Source organism: Chryseobacillus diguaensis, assembly GCF_049220665.1.
Classification (GTDB): domain Bacteria; phylum Bacillota; class Bacilli; order Bacillales; family Bacillaceae; genus Metabacillus_B.
In genome coordinates, this window is sequence record NZ_JBMKNV010000002.1 from 441,930 (window position 1) to 462,408 (window position 20,479).

The 20,479-nt window shown below is 39.8% G+C and carries 20 protein-coding genes and 1 riboswitch; of the genes, 13 read left to right on the top strand and 7 right to left on the bottom strand.

Annotated elements, in window-relative coordinates; all coding sequences use genetic code 11:
• The first annotated feature begins 1 nt into the window (after position 1).
• From ACOT8F_RS05010 to rsgA, 5 genes are all read left to right on the top strand, one after another.
• Positions 2–685: an amino acid ABC transporter permease gene (locus tag ACOT8F_RS05010; RefSeq protein ID WP_421650450.1), complete on the top strand. Its 684-nt coding sequence runs from the start codon at positions 2–4 to the stop codon at positions 683–685.
• A gap of 14 nt (positions 686–699) precedes the next feature.
• Entirely contained in the window at positions 700–1,449 is a 750-nt protein-coding gene (locus ACOT8F_RS05015; protein WP_421650496.1) for an amino acid ABC transporter ATP-binding protein, read from the top strand.
• 322 nt (positions 1,450–1,771) lie between these two features.
• Entirely contained in the window at positions 1,772–2,746 is a 975-nt protein-coding gene (locus tag ACOT8F_RS05020) for a S8 family peptidase (protein WP_421650451.1), read from the top strand.
• A gap of 147 nt (positions 2,747–2,893) precedes the next feature.
• Positions 2,894–4,258 (top strand): FAD-binding oxidoreductase, encoded by a 1,365-nt coding sequence (locus ACOT8F_RS05025; protein ID WP_421650452.1) that lies wholly within the window; start codon positions 2,894–2,896, stop codon positions 4,256–4,258.
• Positions 4,259–4,608: 350 nt separating this feature from the next.
• Positions 4,609–5,676 (top strand): ribosome small subunit-dependent GTPase A, encoded by a 1,068-nt coding sequence (gene rsgA / locus ACOT8F_RS05030; RefSeq protein WP_421650453.1) that lies wholly within the window; start codon positions 4,609–4,611, stop codon positions 5,674–5,676.
• A gap of 16 nt (positions 5,677–5,692) precedes the next feature.
• On the opposite strand, the gene ACOT8F_RS05035 is transcribed toward rsgA, so the two are convergent.
• On the bottom strand, positions 5,693–6,349 hold the full coding sequence (locus tag ACOT8F_RS05035; RefSeq protein ID WP_421650454.1) for a serine/threonine protein kinase: 657 nt from the start codon (positions 6,347–6,349) through the stop codon (positions 5,693–5,695).
• A 188-nt stretch (positions 6,350–6,537) separates the two neighbouring features.
• Between ACOT8F_RS05035 and ACOT8F_RS05040 the strand changes: the two genes are divergently transcribed.
• Positions 6,538–8,028: a potassium/proton antiporter gene (locus tag ACOT8F_RS05040; protein ID WP_421650455.1), complete on the top strand. Its 1,491-nt coding sequence runs from the start codon at positions 6,538–6,540 to the stop codon at positions 8,026–8,028.
• A 23-nt stretch (positions 8,029–8,051) separates the two neighbouring features.
• On the opposite strand, the gene ACOT8F_RS05045 is transcribed toward ACOT8F_RS05040, so the two are convergent.
• Both ACOT8F_RS05045 and aldA read right to left on the bottom strand, forming a co-directional pair.
• Complete coding sequence (locus ACOT8F_RS05045; RefSeq protein WP_421650456.1) at positions 8,052–8,912, bottom strand: thermonuclease family protein; 861 nt, start codon at positions 8,910–8,912, stop codon at positions 8,052–8,054.
• A 240-nt stretch (positions 8,913–9,152) separates the two neighbouring features.
• Positions 9,153–10,598 carry an aldehyde dehydrogenase gene (aldA, locus tag ACOT8F_RS05050; RefSeq protein WP_421650457.1) on the bottom strand — a complete coding sequence of 482 codons (1,446 nt, stop codon included), beginning with the start codon at positions 10,596–10,598 and terminating at the stop codon, positions 9,153–9,155.
• Between the two features lie 469 nt (positions 10,599–11,067).
• On the opposite strand from aldA, the gene ACOT8F_RS05055 reads away from it, so the two are divergent.
• Both ACOT8F_RS05055 and ACOT8F_RS05060 read left to right on the top strand, forming a co-directional pair.
• Positions 11,068–11,796, top strand: coding sequence for a Bax inhibitor-1/YccA family protein (locus ACOT8F_RS05055; protein WP_421650458.1), 729 nt, complete (start codon positions 11,068–11,070; stop codon positions 11,794–11,796).
• Between the two features lie 114 nt (positions 11,797–11,910).
• Positions 11,911–12,069, top strand: coding sequence for a transcriptional regulator SplA domain-containing protein (locus tag ACOT8F_RS05060; protein WP_421650459.1), 159 nt, complete (start codon positions 11,911–11,913; stop codon positions 12,067–12,069).
• Positions 12,070–12,091: 22 nt separating this feature from the next.
• Here ACOT8F_RS05060 and ACOT8F_RS05065 read toward each other — a convergent pair whose 3' ends face one another.
• On the bottom strand, positions 12,092–12,721 hold the full coding sequence (locus ACOT8F_RS05065; RefSeq protein ID WP_421650460.1) for an MOSC domain-containing protein: 630 nt from the start codon (positions 12,719–12,721) through the stop codon (positions 12,092–12,094).
• A gap of 151 nt (positions 12,722–12,872) precedes the next feature.
• Positions 12,873–13,037: riboswitch (M-box (ykoK) riboswitch) on the top strand.
• A 316-nt stretch (positions 13,038–13,353) separates the two neighbouring features.
• Between ACOT8F_RS05065 and mgtE the strand changes: the two genes are divergently transcribed.
• Positions 13,354–14,712 (top strand): magnesium transporter, encoded by a 1,359-nt coding sequence (gene mgtE, locus ACOT8F_RS05070; protein ID WP_421650461.1) that lies wholly within the window; start codon positions 13,354–13,356, stop codon positions 14,710–14,712.
• Positions 14,713–14,784: 72 nt separating this feature from the next.
• Here mgtE and ACOT8F_RS05075 read toward each other — a convergent pair whose 3' ends face one another.
• Positions 14,785–14,973, bottom strand: a complete 189-nt coding sequence (locus ACOT8F_RS05075) for an aspartyl-phosphate phosphatase Spo0E family protein (RefSeq protein WP_421650462.1) — start codon at positions 14,971–14,973, stop codon at positions 14,785–14,787.
• A 235-nt stretch (positions 14,974–15,208) separates the two neighbouring features.
• Here ACOT8F_RS05075 and ACOT8F_RS05080 point away from each other — a divergent pair, with 235 nt between their 5' ends.
• The 3 genes from ACOT8F_RS05080 (at position 15,209) to ACOT8F_RS05090 (ending at position 19,138) form a co-directional block, all read left to right on the top strand.
• The gene (locus ACOT8F_RS05080) at positions 15,209–16,903 is read left to right on the top strand and encodes a methyl-accepting chemotaxis protein (protein ID WP_421650463.1); all 1,695 of its coding nucleotides are present in this window, start codon (positions 15,209–15,211) and stop codon (positions 16,901–16,903) included.
• A gap of 333 nt (positions 16,904–17,236) precedes the next feature.
• A complete protein-coding gene (locus tag ACOT8F_RS05085; protein ID WP_421650464.1) occupies positions 17,237–17,851 on the top strand; it encodes a GntR family transcriptional regulator in 615 nt (204 codons plus the stop codon).
• Between the two features lie 96 nt (positions 17,852–17,947).
• Positions 17,948–19,138, top strand: coding sequence for an MFS transporter (locus tag ACOT8F_RS05090; protein WP_421650465.1), 1,191 nt, complete (start codon positions 17,948–17,950; stop codon positions 19,136–19,138).
• 71 nt (positions 19,139–19,209) lie between these two features.
• On the opposite strand, the gene ACOT8F_RS05095 is transcribed toward ACOT8F_RS05090, so the two are convergent.
• The gene (locus tag ACOT8F_RS05095; RefSeq protein ID WP_421650466.1) at positions 19,210–19,551 is read right to left on the bottom strand and encodes a MerR family transcriptional regulator; all 342 of its coding nucleotides are present in this window, start codon (positions 19,549–19,551) and stop codon (positions 19,210–19,212) included.
• A 102-nt stretch (positions 19,552–19,653) separates the two neighbouring features.
• Positions 19,654–19,887: a hypothetical protein gene (locus ACOT8F_RS05100; RefSeq protein WP_421650467.1), complete on the bottom strand. Its 234-nt coding sequence runs from the start codon at positions 19,885–19,887 to the stop codon at positions 19,654–19,656.
• Between the two features lie 174 nt (positions 19,888–20,061).
• On the opposite strand from ACOT8F_RS05100, the gene ACOT8F_RS05105 reads away from it, so the two are divergent.
• The gene (locus tag ACOT8F_RS05105; protein WP_421650468.1) at positions 20,062–20,247 is read left to right on the top strand and encodes a stress protein; all 186 of its coding nucleotides are present in this window, start codon (positions 20,062–20,064) and stop codon (positions 20,245–20,247) included.
• The last annotated feature ends 232 nt before the right edge of the window (positions 20,248–20,479 follow it).

The following is a 20,479-nucleotide window of genomic DNA, read 5'->3' on the forward strand; positions in this document are numbered from 1 at the left end:
TATGTTTTCAAGTGAACGTTCACAGCAGATAATAGGAATCCTAGTTGATTCCTTTTTTCCGCTTCTTAAAGCAGGTCTGGCATTTACGATTCCCTTAACACTGATCACATTTGTGCTGGGGATGATTCTTGCTTTTTTGGTCGCTCTGGCAAGGCTCTCCAATATTAAAATTTTAATGGGTATAGCCCGTTTTTATGTTTGGATCTTTAGGGGTACACCTCTGCTTGTGCAATTGTTTATTCTGTTTTACGGGCTTCCGTCAGTCGGGATAACACTCGATCCATTTACAGCGGCTATTATTGGATTTACTTTGAATAAAGGTGCTTACAGTTCAGAAATTATCCGTGCAGCTATTTTGTCTATTCCGAAGGGACAATGGGAAGCAGCCTATTCTATTAACATGACGAGGGCACAAGCTATTAGAAGGATCATTCTTCCTCAAGCAGTAAGAGTGTCTATTCCTCCTCTTGGCAACTCATTTATAAGCCTTGTTAAGGATACTTCTTTGGCAGCGACGATCACTGTAACGGAAATGTTTCAGAAAGCCCAGCAAATAGCTTCTGTAAATTATGAGCCTCTTCTGCTTTACGTAGAAGCAGCCTTCATTTATCTTCTGTTCAGCACCGTCCTTTCATCACTTCAGAATAAGCTTGAAATCCGCTTTGAACGTGGGGTGGCTAAGTAATGAAGGATTCAAATATGATTCATCTTAACCAGATTTATAAAAAGTTTGGCAGTATGGAAGTGTTGAAAGGAATCGATCTTACCATTGAGAAAGGGAAAACGGCTGTTATAATAGGACCTTCAGGTTCCGGGAAAACAACACTTCTTCGCTGCATGAACCTTTTGGAAACACCTGACAAAGGTATCATTTCACTCGGCAAAAAGACACTTGAATTTTCCGAGAAGAAAAAGCAAAAATACTCTGATGTATCAGAATTTAGGAAGCAGACCGGAATGGTTTTTCAAAATTATAATTTGTTTCCTCATTTGACAGCATTACAGAATGTCATGGAGGGTCAGATTATTGTAAAAAAACGAACTAAACAGGAAGCATATAAAATGGCTCTCTTGCAGCTTGAAAAAGTTGGTTTAAAGGATCGTGCGGATATGTATCCGAGCCAGTTGTCAGGAGGCCAGCAGCAGCGCATTGGCATTGCGAGGGCAATGGCGATGGAGCCGGAGGTTCTTCTGTTTGATGAGCCGACTTCAGCGCTCGATCCAGAGCTTGTGGGAGAGGTGCTGAAGGTTATGAAGGATCTGGCGAATGAAGGCATGACAATGGTGATTGTCTCACATGAAATGCAATTTGCCCGTGATGTGGCAGATCTTGTTGTTTTCATGGATCAGGGTGTTGTCATGGAGAAAGGCACACCTGCTGAAGTTTTTGACAATACAAAAAATGAACGTACCCTGCAGTTTTTGAATAAAGTGCAGGCGACTGTATAGTAATAAAAAGGAATGGGTATCCCCATTCCTTTTTTGTGTTTACATGGAAATGATGCTTTTTATAGAAATGGATGAGTCTATTAAAAGAACTGGCTTATGGAAAAGAAAAAAAAGAATAGGATTATGTAAAAAAATATCATTAGCTATTCTCTTTAGTTCTATTGACTTGTTTTTAATATTATTAAAAATATTTGATCAATGTTGGGAACGTGTGTGCTACAATGAAGTTAAGCATTTGATTCATCCGTTTCGTATCTTTTCAGCAGACTGTTTTGTTTTTGCCGGCCTTATGGTTACCAAAAAAAAAGAGGATGTGGAAGTAATGAGCGAGGTAAGATTGATCCCTTTTAAACTGGAAGAAATTATGGATACGCCAACAGACGATGTGCCATACGGAATCCAAATGATCAATGCACCTGCATTATGGAAAGAAGATATAAAAGGGGACAGTGTGATCGTTGCTATCCTTGATACTGGATGCGATGTGAATCACCCTGATTTGAAGGACAGAATCATCGGGGGAAAAAGCTTTGTTGATGGAGATGCGGAATATACCGATTCTCATTTTCACGGAACCCATGTTGCAGGTACGATAGCTGCCTCAATGAATAATCAGGGGGTAACAGGTGCTGCTCCAAATGTAAAACTATTGATTTTAAAGGTTTTGGGCAAAGATGGAAGCGGTTCGTACGAAAGCATTACCAATGCTATTAAATATGCAGCAGAATGGGAAGGCCCTGGTGGTGAAAAGGTTCGGGTCATTTCCATGTCACTTGGAGGACCTGAGGATGTACCGGAAATGCATGAAGCGATTAAACAGGCTGTTAAAGCTGATATCATGGTCGTATGCGCAGCAGGAAATGAAGGGGATTCAAGAGACGATACAGTTGAAAGATCCTATCCAGGCTATTATAAAGAAGTTGTCCAGGTTGGGGCAGTGGATGAAAATAAAGAGATCGCGAAATTCTCAAATACCAATGATGAAATTGATCTTGTAGCACCGGGGGTTCAAATATTATCGACATACCCGGGCGGGAAGTATGCAAAGCTTTCAGGAACATCAATGGCTACACCGCATGCTTCAGGGGCAACAGCTTTATTAATTCAAAAAGAAGAGAAAGCGTTCGGCAGGAAGCTTACTGAGCCGGAAGTTTATGCCCAGCTTTGCAAAAATACCGTTCCTAGCGGGCATTCAAAAAAAGCTGAAGGAAACGGATTATTATTTCTTAGTACAGGTCAGGAGAATACTAGCAATGCAAGGACCTCATATGGAGTTGGAGAGCCTGCATCTAATTAATTAGTCTTTAGCAAACGTAAGACTGGTTAATTATTGACCAGTCTTTTTTTATGTTTTGAAAATGCAGAATATTCTGCTGATTTTAGACTTTCCTTCTCTTTAAATGATACCGTTTGATTTAGAAGTAAGGTGCAAGGGAGAATTGCAATGAATCTTGTAAAGGAAATGACCATGCTTTTATCAGAAGATCAGGTTTCAATTAACAGGACAATACTGGAGCAGCATAGCAAAGACGAATCCTATCATAGACCAGCATCACCCGATATCGTTGTTTTCCCGAAAACGGCAGAAGAAGTAAGTAAAATTCTTTCTTTTGCCTATGAAAATGAAATTCCGGTCGTTCCGTTTGGACTGGGAACAAGTCTTGAGGGACATGCCATTCCTTATTCGGGAGGTATATCCATTGATTTTCAGTTAATGAATCAGGTGCTTGAGGTAAGCCCAGATGATTTTCTAGTTCGGGTTCAGCCCGGTATAACGAGAAGCCAGCTGAACAAAGAATTGAAAAAACATGGGCTGTTTTTCACGGTTGACCCTGGAGCAGATGCGACGATAGGAGGGATGGCTGCTACAAATGCAAGCGGTACAACGTCTGTACGTTACGGCATAATGAGAGATCAAGTCCGTGAAATGGAAGTAGTACTTGCAGATGGAAGGATCATTCGTGCCGGCAGTAAAAGCGCTAAATCTTCTTCAGGTCTTCATTTACCTGGACTATTTGTTGGCTCTGAAGGAACCTTAGGCGTTTTTACTGAACTCACTCTTCGTGTCTATGGCATTCCGGAAGCAATCATAGCTGGGAGAGCCATCTTTCCTTCACTTGAGAAAGCCGTTCAGACTGTGTTCGACATTCTTTCTGCGGGTATCCCTGTTGCCAGAATTGAACTTCTGGATGAATTTTCAGTTAATCAGTTTAATAAGTTCAATCATGCTGAATTTGAGGAAAAACCCACCCTTTTTATGGAATTTCATGGAAATAAAGAAGGAATTCAATATGATGTTGATTTTGCCGGGACGCTTGCTTTAGATAATGATTGTTTTGAATTTCTCTTTGAAAAAGAGACGAAGAAACGAAATGAACTTTGGGAAGCAAGACATAATCTGGCCTATGCTTTTGTCCATCATTCACCAGGCAAAAAGCTGATGGTCACGGACGTCTGTGTTCCCCTTTCTAAACTGGCAGAGGCTATTTTAGATGCACGGAAAGAGATTGATCTTTCTGGACTTTCAGCAGCCATTTTGGGTCATGTGGGGGACGGCAATTATCATGTAATCCTCACAGTAGATCATTCGGATGCAGAGGAGATGGATCGTGCTGAAAAATTAAATGCCAAGCTTGTAGATAGAGCTCTCGAGCTTGGCGGAACGTGTACAGGTGAACATGGTGTAGGTGTAGGAAAAGCAAAGTATCAAAGAAAAGAACACGGTGCTGCTTATGAAGTCATGAAGGCACTTAAAAAAACCCTTGATGAAAAGAATATTTTAAATCCCGGAAAGATTTTTGCTGACTGAAAGGAAGCTTGTTCGAAGCCGTCATGACGCTTTATGAACAAGCTTTTTTTAATAGGCAGAGGAATGCTTAGTTAGGTATGATGTGGCAATCAGACCGCATTTTTCGTATAATGGAAAAAAATAGCTTTTATAAGCTAAATCCCTTAAAGGAGTGATGACACGATGAAAAGCTTACCGATTGTTTTAATTGTCATGGAGGGATTGTTTTTTTGTTAGGCTATTTTTTCAAACTATTAAATGCCAGATTTCATTTTTCGGCTGGCAGCAAGTTAAGGAAAAACAGCCTTCGTTTATAAAATAGTCCTTCTATGATGGATGCTTTACATTCATTTCATAGGGAGGAAAAATAGTTGAATTTAGTTAACTTAGGCTGGAATGAAGATTTTGAAAAAGAAACTGAATTATATCAGGAGAGCGGTTACTCATTTGGCAGAGTGTCGCTTGAACATAAACGAATTTACAGAGTCATCCTTGAGAATGGTGAAATTTTGGCCGAAATCTCAGGAAAAATGCGCTTTGTCGCTGAGAGCAGGGAAGATTATCCTGCTGTTGGAGACTGGGTGGCAGTAACTCCACGCTTTGAGGAGCAAAAAGGAACCATTCATGGAATCCTTCCTAGAAAAAGCAAGTTTTCAAGAAAGGCAGCAGGCGATACGACTGAAGAGCAAATTGTGGCCGCCAATATAGATACACTGTTTATTGTGGCCGCCCTGAATAATGATTTTAATATCAGGCGCATCGAAAGATATTTAATTATGGCGTGGGAGAGCGGAGCAAACCCAGTCATTGTTTTAAATAAAGCAGATTTATGTTCAGATAAGGAAGAAAAGCGTAAGGAGATTGAAAGCGCCGCACTGGGAGTACCCGTCTATTTTATCAGTGCACTGCACGGTTCAGATGATTTGGAAGAGATAAAAAAATATGCTGAAAATGGGCAAACCATTGCATTGATCGGCTCTTCAGGGGTAGGAAAGTCGACATTGACCAATCGCCTATTGGGGAAAGAACGGCAGGCAACACAAGAGGTTCGGGTAGGGGATGACCGTGGCAAGCATACGACTACTTACAGAGAGCTGCTGCCGCTTCCTGAAGGCGGATGCCTGATTGACACACCTGGTATGAGAGAGCTTCAGCTTTGGAGTGCAGATGTTGGGTTTCAAGGGACCTTTGAAGACATCGAGGAATTGGGCTTACAATGCCAGTTTGCCGATTGCAGGCACAAAAGCGAACCCAATTGCGCTATCCTCCAGGCAATTGAAGAGGGAGAGCTTGATGCTGACCGTTTTGAAAGCTATAAGAAGCTGCAGCGGGAACTGGCTTATCTTTCACGCAAAGAAGATAAAAAAGCCCAGGCTGATGAAAAAGCAAAATGGAAAAGCATCTCAAAAACAATGAGACATCAAAAGAAAAAATTGTAAAAGAAAAGCTTTCCAGTTATCTGCTGGAAAGCTTTTCTTTTTTTCCTTTTTTAAAAAGTTTTAAGTAAAACTGATAGCCTTTTCGGCCTCTTTCAAGAAGCCAGAAAGGGATAGGGAATTTAACTCTTTTGAAAAGAGGGTAATAAAGAGTATAATAAGCTTTTTTGAAATCCTTCCACCTTGGACATTCGTGGGTCAGGCAGAAATCGGAAACATCAACAATATATCCTCTTCCGTCTTTCATAATCACATTTTTCCCATGAATATCTATAGGGTTCAACCCGATTTTTTTTGCGTATTCAATAGCCTCATCAACATCTTTAATAACACGTTTAGGGATGTAAACGCCTTTTCTAAGTGCTTCATATAGGGTTAGACCTTCAAGTTTTTTCAAAACGAGATAGCGGTCGCCATGTGAATAAAGTTCAGAGTAGGCTTTATGGGAACCCAGTTTCTGGTAAACGCTCAGTTCTTCCTCTGCCCCAATGCGGTTTTCAGCATATACTTTGACTATTTTTCCGGGCATCTCTTCTTTATGGCCGAATACGGCTGCATAGTTTCCTTTGCCTACTAAATACCAGCCAGAAGGAATATTTTCCACATGAACCGGGTCGTTAGGATTTATACTTTTTATAGAGACAGGCTCGACAAGCTCTTTCTGAATATCGATCATCAATATCACCTCAAGGTAGAAAACAAGTTAGAAATTCCAGCTGTTTGATCAATTTTAACTTAAAATAGCGCATGTTAACAGTGAGAAGTTTATTATTCTGCAAGAGGGTTCTGCAAGTCGAATTCATTGTGAAAAGATCTAACATAACTTTAAACTAAAAGGAAGAGGATTATGAGGGGGCAAAATCGTTGCAGTTCACTGTTGAAAATACCATATTAATCTTTTCTGTTTTACTGATCATCGGAGTTTTTACTGCGAAATTTTCTTCTCAAATTGGTATGCCTTCCCTTGTATTTTTTATAGCAGTTGGTATGATCATAGGACATTTCGTCTATTTTGATAATGCAAAAATGACACAGCTTTTTGGGATACTTGCCTTGATTGTCATTCTGTTTGATGGCGGGCTTCAGACAAAGCGCCATGAAATAAGAAGGGTCATCAAGCCGGCTATTTCTCTCTCTACAATAGGGGTTCTGATCACTACAGTGCTCGTTGGCGCAGCGGCAAAGTTTATTCTTGGTGTTGGCTGGATGGAAGGATTTCTCGTCGGAGCGATTGTGGGTTCAACAGATGCGGCAGCAGTGTTTGCGGCGCTCGGCTCCCAGAACATAAAAGCTATGTTAAGCTCAACCCTCGAAGCAGAGTCAGGAACCAATGATCCAATGGCGGTTTTTTTGACTGTATCCATATTGGCAATTATGAAAGAGCCTTCAACCAATTTCCTTCAGCTGGGTATCACGTTTTGCTGGGAAATGGGGATCGGTGCTGTTTTGGGTATTGTTGTTGGAAAGCTCGGTGTATGGAGTATTAACAAAATTAATCTTGATTCTTCCGGTCTTTATCCTGTCCTTTCATTGGGAATTGCCATCTTCACGTACGGCGTAGCATCCCTTGCTCATGCAAGCGGATTGCTCGCTGTGTATGTAATGGCTGTATTTATCGGCAATGCGGATTTGACCTATCGCCATTCCATCATCCGGTTTAACGAAGGATTTGCCTGGATGATGCAGATCGTCATGTTTATTCTCCTCGGCCTTCTCGTATTCTCTAATCAGCTGCTGAATATTATTTGGCAAGGGCTTGCTCTATCACTTATTTTAATGCTGGTTGCAAGGCCGGTTGGTGTTTATGTAAGTTTACTCTTTTCAAAGTTTAAATTGAAAGAAAAGATATTTATTGCATGGGGAGGTTTAAAGGGAGCTGTTCCGATTGTACTCGCAACTTATCCATTGATGGAAGGAATTGAAAACAGTCAGCTGATCTTCAATATCGTCTTCTTTGTTGTCTTAACATCAGCTCTGATACAAGGGATTACGATTTCTCCGCTGGCAAAATATTTTGGATTTTCGATGGGACCAAAGCATGATGTTCCTCACAGCCTTGAACTTCTTTCCATCGGAAAAACATCCAATGAGATAATGCAGTTTTATCTTGAGAGGGGAACAGATATTGTCGGAAAGAGAATCAGGGAGCTTGGATTGCCTGATGACATTTTGATCCTGGCAATCATACGGGAGGAAAATCTCGTTACACCAAATGACGACACGATTTTGCAAGCTGACGATCTGCTGTATGCCATGTCTCCAAAACGTGACAGGGAAAAATTCAAAAAAATCATGCTTCATAAAATGAAGGAGCATGGGGTCATTGATGAAAAGAAAGCAGGGCACTCCTCTTAAGGAGATGCCCTGCTTTCTTTTCTTTATCTTTTGGATTGTCTGTAGCCTGCTTTTTCGGCGTCTTTTGCTGAGCAAAACCAAACTATATGTTTATGAAGAGAGTTATAATATTCACCGCTTGGAACATGATAAATATGCGAATTGGCATTCCCTTTAATTTTTCCTTTGCAGCTGAGATTGGTTTCTTTATCACCAGAGGAATTGGTTTGGGCATTTCCGGTGATATTGGACGTTTGGCCAGGTTCTCCAGATGAGCGAGAGGCGATTTGAGACTTGCCATCTGGATGATAGCCGTCTTCCTGGGCGTAATTTTCAATAGACCAAATACCGATAGCTTTTTTTTGCGCCTTTTTTTGAATGGCATAAAATTGATCTACATATTGAGTATTTGGAGGATATACATAGGCTACGCGAGCGAGGCCTTTTTCTAAAAGCATTTCATTGAACATTTTATTGTTGATGTATATGTATGCTAAGAGTCTCCCGTATTTGTCCCTTCCTCCGCCGATACCTGGTTCAATTTGAATAGAACGCCCTTCATAGAGTGTTTTCTTAGTAAAATCTGAAGCCTCCGGTCCGAATGGCTGTACACCCAAACGGGGATGATGGGTTTCAGGCGTGTCTACACAAAGCATTCGGACTGTTTCTATCTTTCCGTTCAGTTTAATTTTCACCGTATCACCGTCAATGTTTTTAACAATAACTGCAGGAAGCCATTTTTTATTTTTTGAGGGCTCTTGTTGTGACTGAACGGATGTAACAGAATTTTGTTCTTTTGAAGTCTCAGTATGCTGCTGAGTGCTTGGTACCTGGGTGGCACAGCCGACAGCTAGAAAAGAGGATAGTGTGATGACTGACAGGAGAGAAAACCATTTCTTTTTCATTTCAATACTCCTCGTTAGATTAGTTAGGCTCTTTTCTGAAATTTTGCTGTTTCTTCGTCCTATTAAGGCATATGAATAGAAGCAATCTCTCAAAAAAGCAGTCTTTCATTAAGAAGATTATTATATCAAAGAAAAGGGGTTTTAGAGAATACTCGCAAAGAACTGGCATGAAAATGGAGCAGAGAGTTAATGAAGTAAAAAACCCTGCCAGGAAGATTCCTGGCAGGGTTTTTTACTTCATTAATTGTGTTGTTTATATTGCATATAAACAACTTGAGTGACAAGAAAGTCTTCCAAACCATGCTTACCGTCTGCTCCGCCTAAACCAGATTTTCTTCGGCCTGCATGATATCCCTGGATCGCCTCAAAATTCTCACGGTTTACAAATGTTTCTCCATATTTAAGGCCATTGATGACCTGCATGGCTTCATGAAGATTTTCTGTATAAACAGATGAAGAAAGTCCATAATCAGAGTCGTTTGCCATTTCAATGGCATCTTCCAATTTGCTGTACGTAATAATAGGAAGGACAGGTCCGAATACTTCTTCCTGGATAATTTCCATATCCTGCTTCACGTTTGTGATTACAGTAGGTTCATAGAAAAAGCCTTTTTCCACATCAGCACGTTTGCCGCCTGTTTCAATTTTAGCTCCGGCATTCACTGCATTCTGAATCATCTCTTCTACAGTTTTCAAACGGTCTTCACTGATAAGAGGTCCCATTTCTGCGTTTCTGTCTTTCAATGGATCTCCCATTTTTGTTTCTCTTAGAGCTTCAACAAGCTTTGTTGTAAATTCTTCTGCAACAGACTCATGAACGTAAACACGTTCCGCATTCGTACAAGCTTGTCCTGCATTTGTAAGGCGGGACTGCTTCACATTTTTAACTGCCAGATCTAAATCAGCATTTTCTGTAACGATGGCTGGAGCTTTGCCGCCAAGTTCCAAATTCACTTTCGTTATGTTCTGTGCTGCAGCCTCCATTACTTTTGTCCCTGCTTCAACACTTCCAGTCATCGTAATGATTCCCACTTTAGAGTTGGATGCCATCGCATTTCCGATCGTGGAACCTTTACCTGTGATAAAGTTATAAACACCTCTTGGAATATCCATTTCAGAAATAATTTTTGTGAATTCTGCAGCTGTATTAGGAGTTTGCTGACTTGGTTTCAAAACAATCGAACATCCTGCTATTAAGGCTGTTGCAACTTTTCTCGCTAATATAAAGACTGGGAAATTCCAAGGAACAATTCCAGCTACAACGCCAATCGGACGTTTATATATGAAAATATTTTCATTTGGACTGTCACTTGGAATAACTTCTCCTTCAATTCTGCGTCCCCATTCAGACATGTAATAAAAGTATTCAATGGCCGTATCAACTTCGGCACTAGCCTGATCGTAAGGTTTGCCCTGCTCCTCCTGAAGGAGGGAGATGAATCGTTCACGCTTCTCTGCGATCTTATCTCCAAGCTTTCGGACAATTTTTCCCCTTTCTGAAGAGGGAACCTTTTCCCATTCTTTCTGCCCCTCGAATGCTGCATCGATAGCCTTATCGGTATCTTCTTTTGTACCATTCGGTATTTTGGAAATCACTTTTTCAGTAGCAGGATTTAAAATTTCTATCCATTCTGATGAAGTTGAATCAACATATTCTCCGTTAATGTAAAGCTTATGCTCCTGCATGAAAAATCCTCCTTATTGTTCATCCTACATGAATGTTTCCATTAATTTATTCTGTTAAAACATTCAAAGGTAGTGGGGCTGCAGAAAGTCCATCAGGTATAATCTTGATGCTATTCATTTCTTTTTAGTACGAACATAGTCCTTACAAGAAAGGAGATGTATCGTCCTGATTGCTTGCCCTTATGCCCTTATTATGAATAATTTATTGGTGGAGGAATAAATATGTACAAAACATCTGTGTTTGTACTGGGATTAAATCAATCATTGGAATTGGCAGCACAATAATCAAAAGCAGGCTTACCGGTAAGACAGCAAGCAGCAGAAGAAATGAATGCAAAGGAAACGATTTTATTATTTGTTTCAAAATTTCCCATTAGGAAATGATAGTTTATGGAACCTTCTCAAAGGCTATAACGTATAAAAAGGTCAATACTTAAATGAACCAGCATAATAAGAAGGATGTGGGAAAATGAGAACGGCGAATCCAACGCTAAAGGCTTTTGATAGAAGAACAGGTCATTATTATGACAGACCGATGACTTTAATGGGAGCGGTGCATAAATCGTTTTTGCTGCTTTTTATATTAGTCATCTCTGCAGGAACCACGTGGTATTATGCATCTCAAGGAACAAACATTGGAGGTTTTATCACAATAGGTGCGATTGGGGGTTTGGCTGCCGCTTTTATTGCAAGCTTCTTTCCTAAAACTGCGCCCATAACAGCTCCTGTTTATGCTGTAATGGAGGGGATGGCTGCAGGTGGAATTTCCGTCTATTATTCCTCCCTTTACAACGGAATTGTCATGCAGGCTGTGCTGATCACAATCAGTGTTTTTCTTGGAATGCTGCTGATTTATAGAACAGGAATTATAAAAGTGACAAATAAATTTCGTTTGGGGGTAGCAGCAGCCACATTTGGCGTTATGCTTCTTTATCTGCTTTCCTTTGTGCTTCAGTTATTTGGAATTGGAGTTCCATTTTTGCACGGTTCATCAATGGTGAGCATTATTATTTCCCTTGTTGTTGTCGGCATTGCTGCACTGAACCTCGTATTAGATTTTGATTTGATTGAACAGGGGGCAAAATCAGGACAGCCAAAACACATGGAATGGTACGCAGGCTTTACACTTCTCGTTACTCTTGTATGGCTGTATTTTGAAATTTTGCGCCTGCTTTCAAAACTTAATTCAAGGAATTAATAGTAAAAAGGCTCTGCACATTAGGTGCAGAGCCTTTCTTATTTTAAGCTGATATTTAATAGGTGAAATACAGTTTTTTAGGCATACTAAAGGTAAAGTATGAAAGGAGGAGTCATGATGGACAGAAAAGATAAAGAAGGATTGGAACAGTCTATAAATCAGGCTGAAATTGTTCCGCATCCTCGAAATGAACATGATGTTGCTCTTTTTTTGCATGAATCCTATCATCTACTTTCAAACGAAGATCATGAGCAGCCTGACGAAGAAATTTAGAGTGATATTAAGCACCTGTAATTTAATATGCAGCAAGCTTTTCGAATTGTATTTTCCAAGGGGCCGCAAGTTCTGGTATTTTCAATATTTGCAGAATGGCCTCTTTATTTTTTCTGTCATGAAAAAAGGTGTTGTGAATAAAAGCGACTGAAAGCTGATTTTTTCTTTCTATGAGCTTAATAGGTGAACTTGTATGGATTTTTCCGGGTTTTATCACTCTGAAAAAGTATCCTGTATAGCCTGTCTCAAAGATTTGTTTCAGTAAATCATCCTGATGTGTATGCTGATTAATGGTTGCGCAAGGATATCTGCCTTGAGAAACCTCAAGCAATGTATCTCCAACTTCATATAGATCCCCTATGCAAACTTTATCTTCTGTGCCTCCTGATAAGGTAAGATTTTCACCAAAAGCCGCATTCATAAGCGAAACGCCAAATTGCTTTTGCCAATGGGCATAGTGCTCATAAGGATAGACGCAGACCACTCTGTCCTCTCCACCATGATATTCATGATTGGCCACATCGTCTCCTGAAATTCCAGTAAAGCTGACTGTGATTTCTGGTGCCTGCTCCTTATGAATGCCGGAAATATACTGTATGCTCTTATATGTTAGCTTCTTGGGTTTGCCTTTACTTATGTACTCGATTTGCATAGCTGGCTACTCCTTTAACAGGTATTATTTCTGCATGCCGGAATAAGAATGCAGCTTTTTTATTTTTCGGAAAGATCATCAGCCAGGCTGCCTTCCTTGTTTTTGATTGACAGTCACAATAAAACAATGTAATCTCAATGTGGGAACTGAATAGTTTCTTCGTTAGGTGAGGCTCCTGCACGGAGATAAGCTGCTGCCCAAAAATGTCCAAAGACGCCAATGGGTCAACAGAAATCATCGAATTAAGGTGATTTTTAATGTAGCTGGCGAAATGCCTATGCCGTCCAGTGCTAAAGCTCTACGAATGAAGGGTTATTTGCGCATGCACTTTTACACGCCTTCATTCAAAGGTGTGTTTTTTTATTTTATTTCTTACTTCTATCATATTTTATCATTTTATGAATAAGAAAAGCCGATAAAGTTTTTGAGTTTTAAAGCATAATGAAGTGCAAGGAATACGATATAATAAGTTACTCATTAAAAAAGTTCTTATAAGATGTGGAGGTGTTTATATGGATAGTCCCCGATCGGGAAAGACAGCGGAAAATTTCAAATTAAATAAAAGATTGAAGGCCTGTCCGTATAGACACTCTCTTGTGGATGGTGCCTTCAGTATATAGGGGGAACCAACCGTGGTAAAAAACATGACATACAATGAAATCCTTCTTAGAATTATCCTTTTGCTGAAGGACGGGAAGAAAAAGGATTTCCTCGAACTTTTTGAAGAACTCCAGCCATATGATATGGCAAGTATATTTAAAGAACTGCCTGAAAAACATCACACACGTTTTTTGTCTTTTTTAACCGTCGATAATATAACGATTATGATGCAGGAACTGGAACTGCAATATCAGCTTGCCATATTCAATAAAGTAGGCAAGGAAAAAGGCGTCAAGGTTATTAATAAAATGGATAATGATGACCTTGCTATTTTGCTGGATGAGCTCGATCCTGAATTAAAAGATCAGCTTTTATCAAGCATGGAAGATGAAGAATCCAAAGCGGTTCAGACTCTTATGAATTATCCGCCTGAAACGGCCGGCCGTATTATGACCAACCGCTATGTGTGGATCCCAATGAATTATTCGGTAATGGATGCTGTGGCAAAACTGAAAATGTTTGCTGAAATTGCTGAATCCATTAACTATTTATATGTCATTAATGAAAAGAAACACCTTGTAGGAGTCGTCTCTTACAGGGATCTGATCCTTGGCGAACCAAATGATAAAATTGAAGAACTGATGTATACTCGTGTTATTTCAATAGATGCCTATGCAGATCAGGAAGAGGTAGCGAAGCTGATTGAACGGTATGACTTCTTGGCGATTCCTGTTGTAGAAGGAGGTCACGAGCTTGTGGGAATTGTTACTGTCGATGATGTAATCGACATTGTCATTCAGGAAGCAAACGAAGATTATGAAAAATTTGCAGCTTCTGGTAAAGCAATCGATTTCGATACAAAAGCGTTTGTTGCAGCCTACCGCCGTTTGCCCTGGTTAATTCTTTTGCTGTTTATCGGACTTGTCTCCGGCAGCATTATCAGTATCTTTCAAGGAACCTTAAATAAGGTTGTTGCTCTGGCTTTTTTCATGCCAATGATTGCCGGTATGACAGGAAACACTGGAACCCAATCCTTGGCTGTTGTGATCCGGGGACTTGCTCAGCATGACCTTGACCGGAAAATCGTGGTAAATCTTATATTAAGGGAATTGAGAGTCGGTTTTATTATTGGAATTGTCTGTGCGGTGTTTATCACAATTATTGCCCTTCTATGGCAGGGTAATCCGCTCTTAGGTTTAGTTGTCGGGAGTTCCCTGTTCTTAACGCTAATTATTGGAACGATGGCAGGAACGCTGATCCCGCTTATCCTTCATAAGCTTAAAATTGATCCGGCTATTGCATCCGGTCCGCTTATTACAACCCTTAATGATATTTTATCTTTAACAATCTATTTCGGAATTGCTACTGCATTCCTATCTTATCTTATGTAATAAAAAACACTCGCTCCTTTATGGGGGCGAGTGTTTTTCTATTACAGGCTATTGTTCAGCCGCACATTATAATTAAGAGCCATAATAATAAGAGCTTGGTTTTTCCATCGTTCCGCTAAGCTGAAGGACCATTTTAATATTGAGCAATCTGCCGAGGTTTTGGCTGATTTCTACTGTTTCCCTCGCTGTATATCCATATTTATCTGCAACATCCACCATTCGGCAGCGATATTTTTCTATTACGATCTCTAGCAGGTTCATAAACAGTACCTCCTCTGCGAAAATGTCATAATGTATATATCTGTTAATTATTATATCGTAATATTGTCCAAAATTGTTAATAAATTGCATTGGAAATTTATTTACTAAATCTTCAATTAGCGACAAAAGGACAACGTATACGACAAAATAAGCTACAATTTTTCGAATTTTTGTTTCTTTTAAAAAATTTAGATAGTAAAATGGTAATAGATAGAATTACTGGGGGGACTTTACTATGTTTCGATTTTCAATGGGAATCAGAAAAAAACTGATTGGATGCTTTACTATTCTCATAGGATTATGTGTCCTTATGGCTGGCGTTAATTTTTTTAGTACCAAGATGGTTCAGCATGAAACAGATTCCATTATTAATCAAGAACTTCAATCTCTTATTTTGGAAGAACAGCTCACTTTTAATATTTCACAGCAAATTTCTTCTGTTCAAGCCTATTTTCTTTACAATAAAACCTCTTACAAAGATGACTTTCTCAATCTGGTCAAGAAAAGCAATGATTTGGAAAAGAAATTGTTAAATGTGACGAATGAAAAAGAGACAAAAAAACTAATTGGCCAAACGGTCAAGTGGCAAAATTTTATAATGAAAGAAGTAATTCTGCCTTATGAATCAGGTTTTAAAATAACGGCTACACAAACACTGACCACCGAGGCAGCCGATCAGTCAAATAAGATATTAAAAGACTTTGAAACGATAGCTAAGAAAAGAGAAGGGCAGATTGGGGCAAAGGGTGAAAGTATTATTAACAGCGGCTCTGCTATTCTTTGGATCGGCCTTATTCTATCTGTTATTATTATTGTTGCCGGTGCCCTGATGGCAGCAAGATTTTCAAAATCGATCACAGGGCCTGTTTTAAAGCTTGTTCAAAGACTGAATCAAATCACTGCAGGGGAACTGCACCACAAACCATTGGAAATAACATCGAAGGATGAGCTTGGAGTGCTGACCAAATCTGTTAACAGAATGGGATCACAGCTTCATTTGCTGGTGAAGGAAATCAATCTCGCTGCCGCATCTATTGAATCGCAAAGTATTCAGCTGAAATCATCTGCTGACCAAGTAAGAGAAGGAAGTGAGCAAATTGCTTCCACCATGCAGGAGCTCACGTCAGGTGCTGAAAGCCAGGCTTATTCTGCCTCAGAACTCTCAGAGAACATGACAGGGTTTATTGAGAGAATTACAGAAGCAGTAAAAGGCGGACAAAAAGTCTCGGCATCATCAGAAGAAGTCCTTGTTAAAACAAAAGAAGGCAGCAAGCTAATGAATGCTTCCATCGTTGACATGGATAATATCTACCAGCTTATGACAGCAACTGTTGAAAAGGTAAAAGGGCTTGACCTTCAATCAGGACAAATTTCAAAGCTCGTTGAAGTTATTCAAACGATTGCTGATCAGACAAATCTCCTTTCATTAAATGCTGCCATTGAAGCAGCAAGAGCTGGGGAGCATGGAAAAGGATTTGCAGTAGTTGCAGATGAGGTAAGGAAGCTTGCTGAGCAGGTCTCTCATTCAGTAGATGATATCTCCCAGATTGTCAAAAAGGTCAGAAACGAAACGAAACAGGTTTCAGACGATCTTCAGGGCGGCTACCTTCAAGTAGTTAAAGGGAAGGAATCCATTCATGCAACCGGAAAGACCTTCAATGAAATCCAAACAGCACTCGATCAGTCAACTTTACAGATCCTCTCCATCAATCGAGAATTGGGAAATGTCAAAGAAAATGGCGAAAAAATGAACGAAAGCATTAACAGCATAGCTGCTGTTTCTGAAGAATCAGCAGCAGGAATAGAAGAAACAGCCGCAGCAGCAGAACAATCCACACAAGCAACAGAAGAAGTAAAAAACAACGCGATTAGCCTATCAAGCTTATCAACCCAGCTAAATCAATCAGTCAATCAATTTAGATTGGAATAAAGAAAAGCGGAAGCGCCTGTTCAGCCCCGACAAGCACTGGAAGCCAAATCCGAAAAGTCCGGTTTTGACTTTTTGGATTTAGCTGAAGTGACCTCGAGGGGCTAGGCGCAGGAGCTGGACAAAAAGAAAAGCGGAGCCGACTGTTCAGCCCCGACAAGCAAAGAATAAGAAATACTTATATAACGGTATTGAAAAGAACGGCTAAGCTCAGCCGTTCTTTTTTTATGCAAAAAAGAGTGAAGCACTTATAAACAAGTTCATATAGTTTACGGGTTTTATTATTAATTGTATACTGTATACAAAAGAAGTGAGCGAAAAAGGAGTGCTGGCAAAGTGACGCCTATTATAAAACATGAACATGCCTATAATCAGGCTTATGAAATTCTCCGCAAAATGATTATGACAGGAGAGCTTCCTCTGGGTCAAAAGCTGGTGGAAGAAAAACTTGCGGCTCTTTTGGGCGTTTCTAGGACACCTGTTCGTGAATCATTGCGAAGACTTGAACAAGATGGACTGGTACAAGGAAAGCATGTTATTCAACCGGCAATTGAAGATTTAAAGGATATTTATGAGCTTAGAATGCTTATTGAAGGCTATGCCTGCGCACATGCTGCTAAAGTGGGGGGCGAAAAGCTGCTGCTTGAGCTGAAGCAGCATATAGAAGTAAACAAAAAAGGGACCAAAGCGGAGTCTGCTGAAGCAAGTACAGCATTCCACCATCTGATAGTAGAATTTACTGAGAACCAATATATGATTGATGCTTTTTCCAAAACAGAAGCTATAATATTGCTGTTTCGGTATCAGTCGAAATTTCAATCCAGTTCTTGCAAGGAACATGAACAGATCTATGAGGCGATTGAAAAAGGAGAAGCTGATAGAGCAGAGGACTTAATGAAAAGCCATCTTCAGGAAAATTTGCAAAGATTGATTGAAGGTTATCCATTTTAATAAAGTGCGGCAGTCAATCAGGCTTTTTTAAAACTTGCAACTGCTTTTAGTTCAAATTCATTTGGAACTAATCTAGGAACGAAGGTGCTATAAAAAATGTATTGGAAACGAACACTTTGGATTCTCTGGCCCGCTAACTTTCTTATTGCTGCAGGAGCAAGTCTGATCATTCCGTTTTTGCCTTTGTATATTGGAACCCTTGGCGTTCATGATCCAGGGAATGTTGCTAGGTGGACAGGATGGATATTTTCAGCTCAATTTCTAACCTCCTTTTTATTTCAGCCTCTATGGGGCTCACTGGCAGACAGGTACGGAAGAAAGGTCATGCTCATACGCTCAAGTATCGGTATGGGAGTTGTTACAGCATTAATGGGCATCGTATCAGGTCCTTGGCAGCTTTTGATTTTACGGCTTGTCAACGGCCTTTTTTCTGGCTTTATCTCCATGTCTATCTCATTGCAGGCATCTGTTACGCCAGACGAAGAATCGGGGAAAGCGCTTGGCACTCTGCAGACAGGTCAAATTGTCGGAACGTTATTTGGACCGCTCGCAGGCGGGATACTTGCTGAAATCTTCGGTTATAGCGGAGTCTTTTTTGTCACTGGAGCTCTTATTTTACTGGCAGGAGTTGTTGTCTTCTTCTTCATAAAAGAAGCTGGCACTAAAAATGTAAAAATGAAAAAAAGACAAAAGGGTGATTGGAAAGAACTCAAGCCGTTATTGCCTGTATTTATTGCTTCAGCAGTGACTCAAGTCGCTGTAATGAGTATTCAGCCGATTTTATCTATTTTTACCAAATCGATTTATGATGGCGCTCATTTAGCTCTAATTGTGGGCATGGTCAGTGCTGTTACCGGGGTGGCCAACTTAATCGGATCACCGCTGCTTGGCAGAATGGGTGACAGAATTGGGCAGAGGAAGATCCTGATTTTTTCTCTGATTATGTCATCTGTTTCATTTATACCTCAGCTGCTTGCTCATAGTATTTCTGTTTTGTTAATCGGCCGCTTTTTCCTGGGCTTATTTATAGGAGGCATGCTGCCTTCTTTAAACGTCCTAGTGAAAAAATTATCACCAAAACATTTACAGGGTACAGCATTTGGAATTAATTCTTCAGCACGATTTCTCGGTAATCTGGTAGGGCCATTGATCGGCAGTACAGTCGCTGCGGCTTACAGCATAAGGGACGTCTTTTTTATCACTATGGCCTTTTTGCTTGTCAATCTGGCTGCGATCCTTTTTAATAAAAATTTAGAGGTGCCGATTCCTAAAACAAAAAGCACTTAAACACAACAAAGGAGGAAAAAAGTCTCGCCTAAATATGTTTTCCTCCTTTTTATCATTTTTAGCGGTGTCCTTTATTGGTGTGTTTGGCCATCGGGTTTGTAATGAAAATGGGCATTCAACTGGCCTTGAAGCATTTTTTTTCTTAAATCTTTATCGATGCCTTTGCTTTCCTTCTTCTTAAAATCCTTCAGTATTTCACTTGTTTGAACACCTTCTTCTCTCATATCTGCTATTTCCATTAATCTTTCGATATCCGTAAACGAATATTTTCTTGTTCCTTTATCGCTCCGATGGGGAAAAATTAGCTGGCGTTCTTCATAGTAGCGGATCTGCCTGACAGAAAGTCCTGTTATTTCGCTTACCGTTCCGATCGTAATCACTTTTTTCTCCCTGTAGGAGTGATTTTCTTTCATGAACATCCCCCTTGAGAAACCTTTCTTCCCCATAGTATAGCGTAATTTCCTATAAGTTCATGAAGATGTGGCAGAAAATCTGACCAATTTTTTGTCAAATGTTTAAAGGGAATATATTGAATTTCGAAGATCGGCATACCATGATTGTAATTCTTCCTGCTGATAAAGGATGGTTGCTTCTTCAAATTTCAGCTTTTCGTGGTGAAAAACGGATAGGGCAATGCCGTTTGAAGTTTGAAAGAGCATAAAAAGCTGTAACAAGCAGGGTTCACTTTGATTTAAAAAGTATAATTGACCTTCTGGCTCACTGTATCCAATAAGTTCGAATGAGTTCACTGTACTAAAACCTGCTTTCTCAGTTTTAGAGCAGTTTGACCATTGTTTTTATCTTCTAACCCTTTTTCCTAATCTTAATAACTGCTTAGAGAATCTTTACATTGCTTTAATCATCTCCTAACAATTTTTGGGTATCTTAGACGTAACGATAAATAGATGGAGTGGTTAACCGCGATGAGTAAATTTCTGAAAAATGCGCTGGAAGAGCAAAGAGCATACTATTCACAGAAACTTATGGCCATAGGGGTATATAATCAGCATGTTTTAACAAAGATGACCATTAGCGAATTGAAAAACGAATATAATTATTTCTATCACAATATATCGGATGAAAAAATAAGAAAAAGCGGTATGTCTTGATCTGTCTGTAAAACAGACAGATTCAGTTTGTAGACAAAAGGCATCCGGATGTCTCTATCCGGATGCCTTTTTGTTCATTTTTAAGTAATTTAATGCTTTACAAACCTCTTCCTTGGATACTTTTATGCCATTTTTCCAGATTCCCAAGTCCAAGTTGCCATCTTCTTTAAGTTCATGGCAGCAAAAGTAAGCATCGCTTGCATGGACAATTTTTTGAGACCTCTCAATGTTG